The following is a 13,475-nucleotide window of genomic DNA, read 5'->3' as shown; positions in this document are numbered from 1 at the left end:
CTCATCGGCTTCTCAATGCTAGTTTTCTGACTTCGTGGCACCAATCTATAGATAGATACCGTCGTCTGTGATTCGCTAAAGGTCATAATTCACCCCATTCTCAGCTAACCAGCGCTTACGTTCCTCGAAATCTGGCAAAATCTGCTCGACTCTATCCCAAAACGCATGATTATGGTGCGGTTCAATCAAATGCACCATTTCGTGAATCGCCAGATACTCAATCATCGATCGCGGTAGCATTGCTACTCGCCAATGAAAATATAAATCTCCCTTGTGTCCGCAGGAACCCCAGCGATAGCCTAAATCTCGCACTTGCACGGAACGGGGAGAAACTTCGAGGCGATCGACCAAAACAGCAATTTGTGTATCTAAAATCGACGAAAGGCGATCGCCATACCATCGAATAAATACTTCTCTCCCCTGCGCCTGCGCTTCTCGCTGCAATTCAAAACGACTTTGATACAATCTCAAAGGTGGCTTTCCCTCCACGCCATCCACCAGTTTGAGGCTGTAGCTGCGTCCCAGATAGTAAAAACTTTCCCCGGAAACGTATTCTTTAGCAGGGGTGGGAGGATTGAAAGATTCTTTCTCTATTAGTTTACTGTGAATCCACAACCGCTTATCGTTGACGACTTTTTCTAATGTTTCCATTGGCACTTCTGGGGGGGTTGCCAAAATTAATTGACCGTCTCGTTCGACAGTAATGCCGATCGTGCGACGTTTGGCACTCGGGCGTAATTTAAAGGAAAGGTCGCCAAAGGTTACTGTTGTCATAAGATTAGGCGAGATCGATTTTTACGGGCAAGTTGTACCAGTTTATCTGCTACTGATTCTAATTGTTCGTAATTGACTGCATCCTGATCATCTAAATACCCGGCTATCCACTTTCTTAAATCTTCTTGAACGACAGGTCTGTCCCAATTTACCCGTCGAAGTTCTTGCCTAATGTGGTTGACAATTTCGACGGTTAGTGCTGCAATTTCGGTGAGGCTTTTGTCAGAATGTTCGCCTAAAATATTCAGAAATGGCAGTTGAGTTTTCGGGTCTAACCCGGTTTCATCGGTCTGGCGACCTGTTTGGATTTCTTCGATATATTTCCGCAAAGCTTCTACTTTTTCTTGCCAGTTTTCTGCCAGAGATTCGAGGATTTCTTGCAGTTTATCACTCAAGTTTTTGTAATAAACTGGATCTTCATCATAGTGGATATCAATGTGGTGGCGGGCGGCGAATTCCATTTCGGCTGCTTGGGCTTTAATTGACCGATGCCGCTGGACGTGAGTTTTAAAGTCCAGAGACATAATATCAATAGGTGGAACTTTTGGATCGATTCCTTGGGATTCAATATATTGGTCAATTAATGCCCGGACTTTCTCTTTGGCGCTGACAATGTTTAGTTTTTGATCTCGATAAAGGTCAGCAACAGATTTTTTAATTAAACCTAATTTCTTGGCATCTCGAACAAAGTTATAAGGAGAACGGGCTTCGGTACGGGGTAAAATTGTGTCTAAGGTGTCGAGAAAGTCTTTAAGATAATTGTTGAACTCGACTCGGAGGATCTCGTCTCTAAGCAAGTCAACACAATCATCTAAATCGTCTATTGTGCAACCGCTTTTGCTGAATAACTTAATGAGTTTGTCGTGTTTATCTCGCAATGAAGGCAACTCTTCCCGAATATCAAACCAAGCGGCTTCTGTATCTACTTTTTCGTAAATTGCTAAAGCTTCTGCTAGATTCACGCCGTAATAATCTACGACTAAACCATATTCTTTAGTATCATCATAAACGCGGTTAACGCGGGCAATAGCCTGTAATAGTTCATATTCTTTCATTCCTCGGTCTAAATATAAAACTTGTTCTAAGGGCGCATCAAATCCCGTCAATAGCATACTTTTAACAATTAAAATTGCTAAACTGTTTTTGGCTAAAGGATCTTTAAAATTGGCAATATTGATTGCTTGTTGACTCTTATCAGTCCACTTTTTCCAGTTGGGGTCGTCATCTTTATCGGCAGAAATGACGGCGGCGAATTCTAGGCTGCGGATTGTTTCTAAATGTGGTAATGCTTGGGCGAGAAAGCGAGTTTCTGCATCCTCCAGGTTTTCTAGGGTTTCAGTGTCGAAAGTTTGCAGGATGGGGGCGCGAGTTTCTAGTTGTTGCACCAGTTCTCTTTGTGCTTCTAAAAATGCTTCTTGATAACGGACGGCGGCGAGGCGAGTTGAGGCGACAACTTGTGCTTTGAAACCTCCGGGAAGGATACGATCGCAATAATGGCGCAGCATATCTTTAGCTTTGGCTTTAATCAGTTCTCGCGCTTCGCAGACTTGGGTTTTAGTCGCGTATTTAGCTTTAATTTGCGCCCGTTCTTCTGGGGTTTTATCCTGAAATACGATTTCAAATAGTTTATCTAGGTCATCGCCTTGGGTGACTGTACCTCTGGCTTCTAAACCTTCATAAAGAATGGGTAAAGTAACTTTATCTTCTTGAGATTGGCGGATATTGTATTGGTCGATAAAATCACCAAAAATTTGCTTGGTCGTTTTCTTGGCAGATTGAACGATCGGAGTACCAGTAAAACCAATTCGGACACAATTGGGTAATGCTGTCAAGAGGTTCGTGTGGAGGGTGCTGGCGTGCGATCGGTGCGCTTCATCAATTAGCACTAATATATATTCAGAAGAATTGAGATTTTTCGGCATAGGCTCAATTTTTTCTTCTTCTTCTGAGTCTTCACCTCCTTTGAATTTTTGAATCATTCCGAAGACTAAGCCCGCACCGGGTTGTTTGAGGTAGTTTTCTAGCTTTTTGACGTTTTTCGCTTTTTGTAAGGGTTCGCCTGTCAGGGCGGCTGTATCGGACAGTTGTTTTTCTAAGTCGGTGCGGTCAGTAACGACGACTATCTTGAAGCGGCGCAAGGCGGGGATGGTGCGGATTTTCCGTATCAAGTACACCATTGTCAGGCTTTTGCCAGAACCTTGGGTATGCCAGATGATACCGCCGCGCTGGTCATCGGTGCCGTGTTGCGCGTGGGTTGGGTTGTGCAGGAGTCGCCTGATTGCTTCGTGGACTGCCCGATATTGTTGGTAACGGGGGGCGAGTTTAATCGTGCGTCTGTCGCTAGTTTTGAAGAGGGTAAAGTTTCGCAGGATGTCGAGGAGGTTGGCGGGTTGTAGCATCCCGGCGATCAGCATTTGGCGCGAGTTGAGTTCGGTAACGCCGAGTTCTGCGGCAATTTCGGCTTTGGGGCAGGGAGTGGTGTCTTTCCACTCGACATAATGCTCGTAATTCGCGCCAATGGTTCCTGCTGCTGCGCGTCCTCTAGAGGCGGCTATCATTAACTGGTTGTAGTGGAATAGCTTTTCTGCGCCTTCGGGTTGGCTGCTTCCCCGTTGGTTGGAATATTGCAACAAATCGCGGATTGCTTCGGTGATGGGGTTATCGAGGTTGGGGCTTTTGCACTCGATGACGACGAGGGGGATGCCGTTGACGAGTAGCACGATGTCCGGGACGATAAACCCCCCTTTGCCTGTTGCCCAAGGGGGGTCTACTCGGTATTGATTGATGGCTAGGAATTCGTTGCGGTAGGGATGCTCGAAGTCGATGAAGTGGACGGTTTGGTCTTTGCCGTCTTGTCCCTGAACAGTGGTGCCTTTGAGGAGTAATTTTGTAGCGGCTTGATTCGCTTCCATTAGTCTTTGTGCGCCCAGATGCTCTAATTGACTCACGGCGGCATTCACTTGGGTATCATCGAGCCAAGGATTGCCGTTATCATCTAGGTTGATGCGCTTGATGGCGGTTTTTAGACGATCGCCAATTAAGACTTGCTTGAAGTTCTCGCGATCGGTAACTTGGGGATTATCCCAACTGCCTTCGATATGCTGCCAACCCATGCTGATAAGTTGGTCGATGGTAGGCTTTTCAGAGTAGAGGTATTCAGGAGTTTGTTGAAACATTGAAACTATTTTTTAGATACTCCAAATAAGTAGATTTTACAATTAGGAATAATTGTTCATCTTCAAAAATAAATTTTATGTAATTGGATTTTTTATTGCTAGAACGTAGAGGTTTACATATAACCTCAGCTCCAGAAGGTTGTTCAGGTTCTATAGTAACAAGAAACAAATAGTTACAATTAAACTCGGAATTTATTAAATCGGGGAGTTCTTGTTGTTTAGGCATTTCAAACATTTTATCTTTTAAATTAGTATTAAGAGGTAAAATATGGTAGAGATTGATTGTAGTAGGAAGAAATTTTATATATTCCTCGGAATCGTAGCGACCAACAGTTGGTTCTTGTAAAAAATTAAAGTCAATAGTATAAACAAATAATATATTATCCACATATGCGACCTTAAATATTTTAGATATCAAACTAATCTTAGGCTTTATATTAATATCTTGAACTATCCAAGTTAAATAGGTAATATCATTTATTTTTTTGAAACTCTTCTCTTCCTCTATATAAGTAGCAACTTCATATGCTCCACCGTAATATTGTAATAAACTTCTGGAAGTTGACATCTCATCAGCAAAGAACCATCCGCACAACGTAAGTAACTCAATCACAACATTATCAAAATTTGTTAGGTTACTATTTGAATAACGTCTGGAAACTTGCTTAAGTAATTGTTCCATATCATATGTTCCAGACCCACATATTTTTATGTTTCCATATCTAGGAATATTTAGTTCATGAATTAGAACGCCATTAAACGAGTGACTAAACGAATGGAATCCCTCCGAATCTTTAATATATCCAATAAAACCAACTTCTTGTTTTGCTATCCATCTGTTTATATCATTATTGATTTCAATAAAAAATCTTTCAAGAGACTCTTTTGTAAATGATTGGCTAGAATGTCGATTTTTTAATTCGGATACAATTACCCTAGCTGCTGGAGGGCTACCTGCCCAACCAATAATCAAATTGTTATCAATAATATTAACTTTTTGTTTTAAGTCTGTAATACTCCAGCCAGTGCGTTCTGGGAAAATTTCATAAATATCACCAATCGTTGGAATAGATAGAGGTTGCTCTAATTCATATCCAGATATTAATACATCTCCTAAAATAGCTGGAAGCTCATTTATCATCAAGGCAACTACTAAAGTCATTCTACTTATCTCCTAGACAATTAACTCGCACTTTTCCGATTAGTAAGTCGTTCATAAGTCCTTTTTTTTGAAGTTTGAGCTTGTTGTGGTAGGCTTCTTCTATGCGGATGCGACTATCGTGGACGTTAAAAACATCTGCTATAAGCTCCTGTTCTGGTAAGGGAGGAAGAGGTAACCTCAGTTTCCTCAAAATCCCAATAGATACCTCCGGTCTAGTTGTTCCTACTACTACCTGCTCAAGTCGTTCTTGAAAACTTGGAGCAAGTAACATTTGGCGCACATACTGTGGCGAAGCCAAAGACTTTAACCTGATACGTGCAACGTCACGACTTATGTTTCCAATGAACCCTGAAGGTACAATACCAACACGACCAATAGTGCCTTTGACAGAGAGAAGAAGATCATTAGAACAAACTCTACTGCGAGCATAACCGCTTTCAATTGCTTGTGCGCTTTTGTGAATGTTAGTTCGATAATCAGTATTAAGGTTTTGAATTGCAATAACAGGAATACCAGACTCTATATAAGAGCCAGGTTGAACAATTCCATAACAAATAGGAGCATCATCAACTGTGACTTCTTCAAATGTGGGAGTTTCCCAATCTTTTGGAATTTGCCCCAGTGGTGAATCTTTGAACTGTTCGGGGCGTTGCGTCGCATCCCTCAATTCCCCATTCTCATCTAACCCCCGCGTGAGCAAGTCGTGCAGCAGTCCAGCCTTCATCTGCTTGAGCTTGGCGATGAGGGAGGAGGTATGTGCGATTGTCTCATCCATTGTATCCAGAATTTCCGTAACGCATTCTTGCTCCTGTTTACTTTCAGGTATAACAACTGATATTGCAGCAAACTCAGGTTGAGTAAATGAAGCTTGATTAATAGCTGGTTTAGTGATTAGCTGAATCCAGTGCTGGACATGATTGGACTGTAACAAGCGCCAGAAAAACTTCGTTGTTACTTTGTTGTTTGGTTTAATCCGAAAAATATTAGTTGTATATATAGCTGGTCTACCTAAGTCTCTGAATATACAAACTTTGCCAATTTGAGAAACGCTGTTGATGAAATTTAAAAGTATGTCACCGTCATCTAGTATGTAATCAGCTATATTTGCCCCTTGTGGATCTTTCTCATACCAATATTTCAAATCAGTGGCATCTAGTTCACTATCAACGAGATTAGCTGATGTAATTACAGGCACTCCAATATCATCAAATGTAATGGCTCTGGAAAGACCACTCTTGATGGAATTCATGAGTTCACTGAGTGAATAAACCTGCCAACCACTTGGTATAGATTCCCCAGACGAATCTTCAAACTCCTCAGATTTAACAATAGTCTTACGCATATCCCAACCCACCCAAAAACTCACTCAACTGCTGACACGCCGCATCCCGTTCCGTTTCAATATCCTGCAACGTCACCCGATACTTATCCCACCAATTCTCTACCGCCACAATCACCTGCTGACGGTGAGCCGTGACATATCGCTCCAACTCAGCAATTAACCCATCCTTGAAAATCGCCAACACCAACCCCTGACAATCCTCATCCGTCAACGCCGCACGTTTAGCCGACAAACGCTTCTCCACTTCTTTCTTCAGCCTCCTCAGTATCCCCTTCGCTTCATTCAATTGGTTTTTAATGTCCTTATAGGGTTCCAGTTGTTTCTCAATCTCGGCAACTTCTGCCTCCATCGGCTCAACCGTCGCCTCAAGTTCAGCGATTTTAGCCGCATTCAACAGCGGCAAATTCTTCTTTAAATCCTTAATTTCCTTCTTCGGCTCCTTAATCGAACCTTTCAGAGTCTTGAGCCTTGTCTCCAATTCCTTAGCAAAATTAACCGCCTCCGCCTCCTCCTCACTTGCTTCTCCCTCCTGGGCCTCTTCCCCCCCTTCAAACGCAACCTTAAGCTGCTCTAACTCCGCAATTTTCGCCTCAGCATCAGCAATTTCCTCCAGATAGTCCGGCATCAACCGCACCACCAGCTTATGATTGAGCGGGTCGAACTTCGTCTGATTTTTCTGCGTATCATCATCCTGTTCTAAAGCATCCCGAATCGTATCCACCCAACTATCAACCAACCCGCCAAAATCCGATTCTGACAGCGTTCTGAGTTCATACTTCACCTCATCCCACCAACTCGCCACCACTCCCGCAACCTTGAAGCGGTCAAGTAACCCCACAGGTTCCAGGCTATCAACAAACGAATGCAAAAACTCCCCTCGCAGTTCCATCACTTTCTTCGTTTTCGGCAACTTGCCCAAATCTGGTGCATGAAGTTGCCACCAAGCAGCAAACACACTATAAAGCTTACCTTCTTGTTGTTCAACGCCAGCATCAGATTCAATAAAATTTTTAATCTGCCCTCTTTCCGTAATAGAGGCAATAAAATCTAAATAATCCATTAACAATGCTCCACTAAAATTTTAGTTGGATCGAATCCATGCGCCTCTAACAATGGACGCTTTGCCTCTACCTCAACTTTAGGAATTCCTCCCAATAAATGTGCTTTCACATCCTGCGGTTCTGGCGGTGGCGCATTGTCCGCATAGCGGCGAATATTGCAGTTATAATCATTGTCTGCTAATTCCTGCTTTGTCACCACTGCCGAATAACCCGGTAAAGCCTTAAAATTTTCAAACACCCAGGTAATCTTTTCAATGTGTTCGGGGCGCAAATAATTCTGAGCGCGACCTGCATAAAATTCCGCATCGGCATTAATAAATAATACCTGATTTTTACGTGCCGCCGGTTTCGCATCTTTACTGCCACGCATCACTAAAATACAAGCAGGAATCCCCGTTCCATAAAATAAATTTGGCGGCAAACCAATCACCGCTTCTAAATGATCTTTGTCAATCAAACTCTCGCGAATTTTCTTTTCTTCACCCCCCCGAAACAGCACCCCATGAGGCATTACCGTCGCCATCAGCCCATTATCTTTTAGCACCGCCATCATGTGCTGAGCAAACATTAAATCTGCTTTTTTCCCCGTGTCTGGACAAAACCCATGCGTAAACCTTCCCTGAAATGCCATCCCTTTACGGTCATAGTTTTGGGAAAAAGGCGGGTTGCTAATTACTCGGTCAAACCGCATGAGTTCCCCGCCTTCAATATGTAAGGGATTAAATAGCGTATCATCATTGTGAATATCCGCGTCCCGAATCCCGTGCAGCAGCATATTAATCTTACAAATTGCCCACACGCCGCCGTTATTATCCTGCCCGTAAAGCGCTAAATTTCTGGCATCGCCGCCACACTCTTCAACATATTGCTTTGCTAGAATTAATATACCTCCAGAACCACAACAAGGGTCATAAACAGACATCCCTGGTTGTGGTTTCATGAGCCTCACCATCAACTGCACCACTTCACGTGGCGTATAAAATTCGCCCCCTTTCTTCCCCGCCGAATCAGCAAAATCTTTAATCAAATACTCATAAGCAGCACCCAATAAATCGGGAAAGACCAAATCTTCATTTCGTAATTGATACTTACTAAAATGTTGAATTAGTGCGCGTAATTTAGGATCAGAAAGCTGAATCTTTCCCCCCACTTGACGATTAAATTTAATGTGACTAAATACTCCTGCTAAAGCTTGGTTCTTATCTTCCAAATCTGCTAAAGCTTTATTCAATCCCTCGGCTACTTTTTCATGTAGTTCATCGCGAATATAAGCCCATCGCGTTTTTTCCGGTACAAAAAAAGCCTCTTGATAACTGATGGGATTTTCCGCCCTCATTTTCGCATCTTCTGGTGTGCGTCCCCGTACCAGATTGTCTTGTAGAATTTGGTCATAACGTTGCTCAAATACATCCGAAGCGCGTTTGAGGAATAGCATCCCAAAAATATACTCTTTGAACTCCGAAGCATCCATATTACCCCGCAGGATATCAGCGGCGGCAAACAGATGTCGTTCCAGTTGTGGCAGAGTTAGCTTACCCATGAAAAAATAGTTAATTTTAAGTAAAAAATATTCCTGATAAAGGCGATCGCACCCAACTCACCAGCTTACTAGCGACCTCTTGATGAATCTGATCTAACCAGACAGGAATTACAGGCTCACCAGATTTTAAGGATGCGATCGCACTCTCCTAATCAAACTCTACCAGTTTAAGCGATCGCTTTTTTGAATTCCAGCACAACATAAACCACCCTAGCGAAACCGAATTTGTAAATTCCGGTTCCCTCCCCTTCAGCCGTTGCCGCATCATCGCCGCCACCTCAAAACTCAACCCCACAGACAGACAATACTCTATCGTCGCCAACTCCCCGACTTGATGGCAGGCAAAAACAAGCTCTAATCAACGAATTACTGATCCAAGCCAGTAAAAACATCAAAACATAGAGTCAAGCTTTTCGGTAACGTCTTGTTGGTCGCGGCCCCGGTTGTCGTCATATATCATGAGAGTGTCTAGCTTTCTGTGCCTGCTGAGTTGCGGAATGTGGGTTCAAAAAAAAGCTGCACCCTGTGGACTAAGCGTGCAGCTTTTTGCAGCCTGGCGGATACTACTTCTTAGAAGAACCTGACCTCTTTCGTAATATTGGTGGGGTTAGTACCTGAATTAGTAAGACAATAGAACGGATTAGGAAGGGTATGGCTACAATGAATTCAATTTCCGTACCCAAAAACTGAGGCGGTATACTTGGTGGAATTTCGCTCGGTACAGTAATGCAATTTCAAAACAATCCAAATTGCTGTTCCGAACAACTAGGATTTCCTTTGGGCTATAGCTGTATCGGAACACCATTCAACAGAGCCATGACGAACCCAGAAATGGCATTTACACTCATTAAGCTGCCTAACCGAGGGATGAATCGTCGGTCGTCCCAACCAGTCTATAGTAACCTTCCACGAAGGATGCTGCGTCTGCTTTAAGGACAACAAAATCGCCTCTCCGCATTCACCGGGACATCGAAAACAAGCCCATTTCCGATACCGGGCATCACCAACAACGAATACCTGTTTCGGTATAATTTCTTCAGGTGCTGGATGAACTTTAACTATCCGTGCTGACAAGTCTGGTTTGTCAATTACTTTGAGCTTGATGAGAATCCATCGAATTAGATTGCGAAGAAACATAGCTCACTCCACCAAATCCAGAAATGGAACAATATCGCCTTTGCCCCAACAATCAGCAGTACCGCAGATAGGGCAATGCGACTTGGAATCAGCAGCTTGTTTTCGATCGGTCATCAGGTGAAATTTTCTTACTCTTTGGGCTATCGCACCGTTCTCGCCTCGAAATCCTTGAAGGCGGTGTACCAACTCTTCAATCGCCATAATCGCAACACCTGTGGTGAAGAGTACCACTGCGGGACTTGGATTTCCTTCGCCTAAAACGTAAGCCTCTGCTTTGCGCCGCTCGTACTCTGCCGGATCGTTCCGCTTCAAAGCCTCATCCCGCGCTGCCACAGGATTGATAACTTCTCGGCACAACAGGCAGGTGTGGTTGGGTACCAGTGCCGTTACTCGACCATCTAGCGCTTTGATTTCTGGCGGTTCAGTTGGAGATACCTCGATGGCAAGCCCTCCATCGAAAACAGGAGTCAGGTAATAGTAGGCAAAGCGGTTAAGCAGCAACCGTCCGGCATGATCGTCCGTGCAACCGAAGACTATATCGCAGGATTTCAGGGCATCTCGGCAATCTCGATCACCTATCCACGATTGATAGGACTTTACTTGCACTCCCAGCCCTAACTCCGAAAGCGAGCGCGCTACAGCAAGAACCTTCGGGCGCTTTGCTTCAGCGTCTTCCCGAGTCGCGCCGTGAAGCCGGTTCAAGTTACTCTCTTCAACTACATCTCGATCAAATAGCGCGATCAGGCGTACCCCCATTTTGGGAAGCAACATGGCGACTGCGCTGCCCGTACCGCCGCAACCTACCACTCCAACCCTGAGCGTCGATAAATCCTGAGTAAGTGCTTCCCCAAATGCGAGCGATTGTCGGTGAAAGACTGACGAAGGTATGCCCTGCCCCCGTCCCGTGTAGTGGAGCTGAATTGCTTTTCCTACAACACAAATCAGTTGTAGGGGAATCGACTCCTGCTGGCTCATCCACAGGCGACCGACAAGCTCTCCTGAGTCTGTGATAATTACGCTCGGGAGTTTTGTCTGGGGCCCGTTTCTGTTTTGGGCAAGCTGTGCAAGGTCAGGCTCGTTTCTATCATCCTGTTCGGAAAACGCAGCGATACCTCCCGGATGGCTGTGAACGAGAGCCACTGTCATCCCCCTCGTTTGAGCGAGCTTCAATGCTCGAACAAAAGAATTAGTTTTCCAGGTAATATGCCGATCTGAACTCGAAACTATTTCATCTTCAGGTACCGCGAGGATTTCATAGGAAAGATATTTCCTCCGCTGCTGGCTATCCCAAGGATCGGATTCAACGACTACCTCACCGCAGAGCACGTAAGCTGCCCGTTCTCGTCCATCTGCGCGGATCAGGCTTTCTTGGAGATATTTAAGGTGTTCCTCCTGCAACACCATACTGGCACTAAAGCTCATGCAGCCACCTCCAGAGCGTGTTCCACGCGCTTGAGCATCGTCCAAATACCGTCAGTACCAGGACGCCATTCGTTGTTGTGCCGTGACCACCGCTGCCAGGATATTCCATTGAACCTAAAAGCCTGGTCTGCTGCTGTTGGGTAACGGTTGTTCGCTTCAAGCTTCACCCAGGGTTGCAAGTAAAACATATCTGGTGGGACATCTGGGTAGCCTGGCGGAAGCACAATCAATACCTCTGCCTGGTGGACATCGTACTTGTTAGACGGCAACCTAAAGCCAGGGAGAATGACCCCTTTGTGACTCCCGTCTATAATTTCCTGAAAAACAATACCTTTGCTTTCAAGATATTCCCGCTCTCGCGACGGTAAGAAGCTCATGGATTAACCCTCCGTCGTAGTCTTCTTACCGGTGAAGAAGCGCTCGACTCCGGGAGCTTGGAGATCGATCGACTCCGCATTTCCAACCGGGCGGTCTTCTCCGTCTCGTACCTCCAGCCAAACTCCATAAGACTGCGAGTCAACTCCAGCAAGTTGTTTGAGCTTCAGTCCGGTAATCAGCGGTATGCCCCACTCAAATTTCCGACCGTCAATCACAAAACGGAAAGAGCGATCGCTGCGCCAGGTGATAAACGCCTCTATACCCGGTTTCCGCAGATCGACCGTTTCATCAGGCCTGATTTCCTCAAGCTGCCCGTTCTGCAACCGCTGAAAGATGAGGTATTCATCAGATGGCCTCTTCCCTGCCGTGTCAAGAAGCTGAAGACCGGCAATAACTGGATCGTCCACTTCATAAGAAGTCTCATCAATTTGAATCCGGTAACTTTTTGACATAATCACGCTAAACTCCTCAATTGCGATAGTGACCACTGATTGCGTAAGTGCAATTATCTTCATGTTACACAACTGACTTAAAATTGCAAGGTAGCAATCGGAGATGGAGGATGGCTAAGGTAGAGTTCGATGTAGAGTCCTTTTACGCAGCGTTAGACAGTCAGCGACAATCGCAGCGCCTAACGTGGAAGCAGGTAGCGGCACAGTCTGAGGTAAGCGCATCCACTTTGACCCGCATGGCTCAAGGAAGGAGGCCTGATGTGGATAGTCTCGCAGCACTGCTAAAATGGTCGGGATTGCAGGCTGAGTCCTTTGTCAAAGGAGCTCGGGATACTCGGACTGAATCAGACCCGCTTACTCAAATTACTGCGTACTTGCGGGCCGATCGCAATCTCACGCCAGAAGGAGCAGCAGCTCTCGAAGCTATTCTCAAAGCAGGTTACGAGCGTCTACGCAAGGATCGAATAGATTGATGAAACAGCAGTTACGCCGCGGGTTCAAATCTGAAGCGGATGCTTATGCTCGGAAATATAGAAAGGAACTGAGTCTCAGACCTCATGACCCCCTTTGTCCCTGGAGATTGGCCCAACACTTAGAAATCCCCGTAGATCCCCTATCGGCTTACACCGAAATACAAGAAGCGGTTGCCCATTTTATGGAACAGGCTCGGGAAAGCTTTTCGGCTGTCACCATCATTGACGGCGACCGACGGCGTATCATCCACAACGATTCGCACGATCTCCTCCGACAGGCTTCAAATATCGCTCACGAACTCGGTCACAGCATTCTCGGTCATATCGCGCGTCCTGTACTCGATAAGCACGGCTGCCGCCACTTCGACGTGGAACAGGAGGATGAAGCGAATTGGTTAGGGCCAGCGCTGCTTATTTCAAAAGAAGCAGCCTTTCACATCGCTAAAACTAAGATGAGCGTGGTGGAAGCAAGTAGGGTTTATCTGGTTAGCGAGCAAGTCATCACCATGCGCCTCAATATGAGTGGAGCGCGCAAGATATTTACCAAGTAATTGACAA

General features: G+C 45.1%; 12 protein-coding genes. 2 read left to right on the top strand and 10 right to left on the bottom strand.

Going from position 1 to position 13,475, the window contains the following annotated elements; translation table 11 throughout:
• Positions 1-75 precede the first annotated feature (75 nt).
• The 10 genes from OSC7112_RS31225 to OSC7112_RS31185 all read right to left on the bottom strand — a co-directional run bounded on the left by OSC7112_RS31225 (position 76) and on the right by OSC7112_RS31185 (position 12,444).
• Positions 76-774: a M48 family metallopeptidase gene (locus OSC7112_RS31225; RefSeq protein ID WP_015211641.1), complete on the bottom strand. Its 699-nt coding sequence runs from the start codon at positions 772-774 to the stop codon at positions 76-78.
• Positions 771-3,950: a type I restriction endonuclease subunit R gene (locus OSC7112_RS31220; RefSeq protein WP_015211640.1), complete on the bottom strand. Its 3,180-nt coding sequence runs from the start codon at positions 3,948-3,950 to the stop codon at positions 771-773. The genes OSC7112_RS31225 and OSC7112_RS31220 overlap by 4 nt, the downstream gene beginning before the upstream one ends.
• Positions 3,931-5,112 (bottom strand): hypothetical protein, encoded by a 1,182-nt coding sequence (locus OSC7112_RS31215; RefSeq protein WP_015211639.1) that lies wholly within the window; start codon positions 5,110-5,112, stop codon positions 3,931-3,933. Before OSC7112_RS31215 ends, OSC7112_RS31220 begins: the two co-directional genes overlap by 20 nt.
• 1 nt (position 5,113) lies before the next feature.
• Positions 5,114-6,454, bottom strand: a complete 1,341-nt coding sequence (locus tag OSC7112_RS34885; RefSeq protein ID WP_015211638.1) for a restriction endonuclease subunit S — start codon at positions 6,452-6,454, stop codon at positions 5,114-5,116.
• Positions 6,447-7,514, bottom strand: coding sequence for a hypothetical protein (locus tag OSC7112_RS31205; protein WP_015211637.1), 1,068 nt, complete (start codon positions 7,512-7,514; stop codon positions 6,447-6,449). Before OSC7112_RS31205 ends, OSC7112_RS34885 begins: the two co-directional genes overlap by 8 nt.
• On the bottom strand, positions 7,514-9,055 hold the full coding sequence (locus tag OSC7112_RS31200; protein ID WP_015211636.1) for a type I restriction-modification system subunit M: 1,542 nt from the start codon (positions 9,053-9,055) through the stop codon (positions 7,514-7,516). The genes OSC7112_RS31205 and OSC7112_RS31200 overlap by 1 nt, the downstream gene beginning before the upstream one ends.
• Positions 9,056-9,820: 765 nt before the next feature.
• The gene (locus tag OSC7112_RS36530) at positions 9,821-10,192 is read right to left on the bottom strand and encodes a ubiquitination-like system serine protease family protein (protein ID WP_015211635.1); all 372 of its coding nucleotides are present in this window, start codon (positions 10,190-10,192) and stop codon (positions 9,821-9,823) included.
• Between the two features lie 3 nt (positions 10,193-10,195).
• Positions 10,196-11,614: a ThiF family adenylyltransferase gene (locus tag OSC7112_RS31195; RefSeq protein WP_015211634.1), complete on the bottom strand. Its 1,419-nt coding sequence runs from the start codon at positions 11,612-11,614 to the stop codon at positions 10,196-10,198.
• Positions 11,611-11,991, bottom strand: coding sequence for an E2/UBC family protein (locus OSC7112_RS31190; protein WP_041623807.1), 381 nt, complete (start codon positions 11,989-11,991; stop codon positions 11,611-11,613). Before OSC7112_RS31190 ends, OSC7112_RS31195 begins: the two co-directional genes overlap by 4 nt.
• A 3-nt stretch (positions 11,992-11,994) precedes the next feature.
• Positions 11,995-12,444, bottom strand: coding sequence for a multiubiquitin domain-containing protein (locus OSC7112_RS31185; protein ID WP_041623830.1), 450 nt, complete (start codon positions 12,442-12,444; stop codon positions 11,995-11,997).
• A gap of 110 nt (positions 12,445-12,554) precedes the next feature.
• On the opposite strand from OSC7112_RS31185, the gene OSC7112_RS31180 reads away from it, so the two are divergent.
• Positions 12,555-12,917 carry a helix-turn-helix domain-containing protein gene (locus OSC7112_RS31180; protein ID WP_015211633.1) on the top strand — a complete coding sequence of 121 codons (363 nt, stop codon included), beginning with the start codon at positions 12,555-12,557 and terminating at the stop codon, positions 12,915-12,917.
• The gene (locus tag OSC7112_RS31175; RefSeq protein ID WP_015211632.1) at positions 12,917-13,468 is read left to right on the top strand and encodes an ImmA/IrrE family metallo-endopeptidase; all 552 of its coding nucleotides are present in this window, start codon (positions 12,917-12,919) and stop codon (positions 13,466-13,468) included. Before OSC7112_RS31180 ends, OSC7112_RS31175 begins: the two co-directional genes overlap by 1 nt.
• Positions 13,469-13,475 lie beyond the last annotated feature (7 nt).

The organism is Oscillatoria nigro-viridis PCC 7112 (genome assembly GCF_000317475.1).
Lineage (GTDB): Bacteria > Cyanobacteriota > Cyanobacteriia > Cyanobacteriales > Microcoleaceae > Microcoleus > Microcoleus nigroviridis.
Note: the sequence above shows the minus strand (reverse complement) of the source record. Positions and strands in the feature narration are given on the sequence as shown.

What these genes read in the sequence shown, in the direction of transcription:
- OSC7112_RS31220 (WP_015211640.1), bottom strand. Translation starts at nt 3,950, where the DNA reads ATGTTTCAACAAACTCCTGAATACCTCTACTCTGAAAAGCCTACCATC.
- OSC7112_RS36530 (WP_015211635.1), bottom strand. Translation starts at nt 10,192, where the DNA reads ATGTTTCTTCGCAATCTAATTCGATGGATTCTCATCAAGCTCAAAGTA.
- OSC7112_RS34885 (WP_015211638.1), bottom strand. Translation starts at nt 6,454, where the DNA reads ATGCGTAAGACTATTGTTAAATCTGAGGAGTTTGAAGATTCGTCTGGG.
- OSC7112_RS31180 (WP_015211633.1), top strand. Translation starts at nt 12,555, where the DNA reads ATGGCTAAGGTAGAGTTCGATGTAGAGTCCTTTTACGCAGCGTTAGAC.
- OSC7112_RS31195 (WP_015211634.1), bottom strand. Translation starts at nt 11,614, where the DNA reads ATGAGCTTTAGTGCCAGTATGGTGTTGCAGGAGGAACACCTTAAATAT.
- OSC7112_RS31185 (WP_041623830.1), bottom strand. Translation starts at nt 12,444, where the DNA reads ATGTCAAAAAGTTACCGGATTCAAATTGATGAGACTTCTTATGAAGTG.
- OSC7112_RS31225 (WP_015211641.1), bottom strand. Translation starts at nt 774, where the DNA reads ATGACAACAGTAACCTTTGGCGACCTTTCCTTTAAATTACGCCCGAGT.
- OSC7112_RS31200 (WP_015211636.1), bottom strand. Translation starts at nt 9,055, where the DNA reads ATGGGTAAGCTAACTCTGCCACAACTGGAACGACATCTGTTTGCCGCC.
- OSC7112_RS31205 (WP_015211637.1), bottom strand. Translation starts at nt 7,514, where the DNA reads ATGGATTATTTAGATTTTATTGCCTCTATTACGGAAAGAGGGCAGATT.
- OSC7112_RS31190 (WP_041623807.1), bottom strand. Translation starts at nt 11,991, where the DNA reads ATGAGCTTCTTACCGTCGCGAGAGCGGGAATATCTTGAAAGCAAAGGT.
- OSC7112_RS31215 (WP_015211639.1), bottom strand. Translation starts at nt 5,112, where the DNA reads ATGACTTTAGTAGTTGCCTTGATGATAAATGAGCTTCCAGCTATTTTA.
- OSC7112_RS31175 (WP_015211632.1), top strand. Translation starts at nt 12,917, where the DNA reads ATGAAACAGCAGTTACGCCGCGGGTTCAAATCTGAAGCGGATGCTTAT.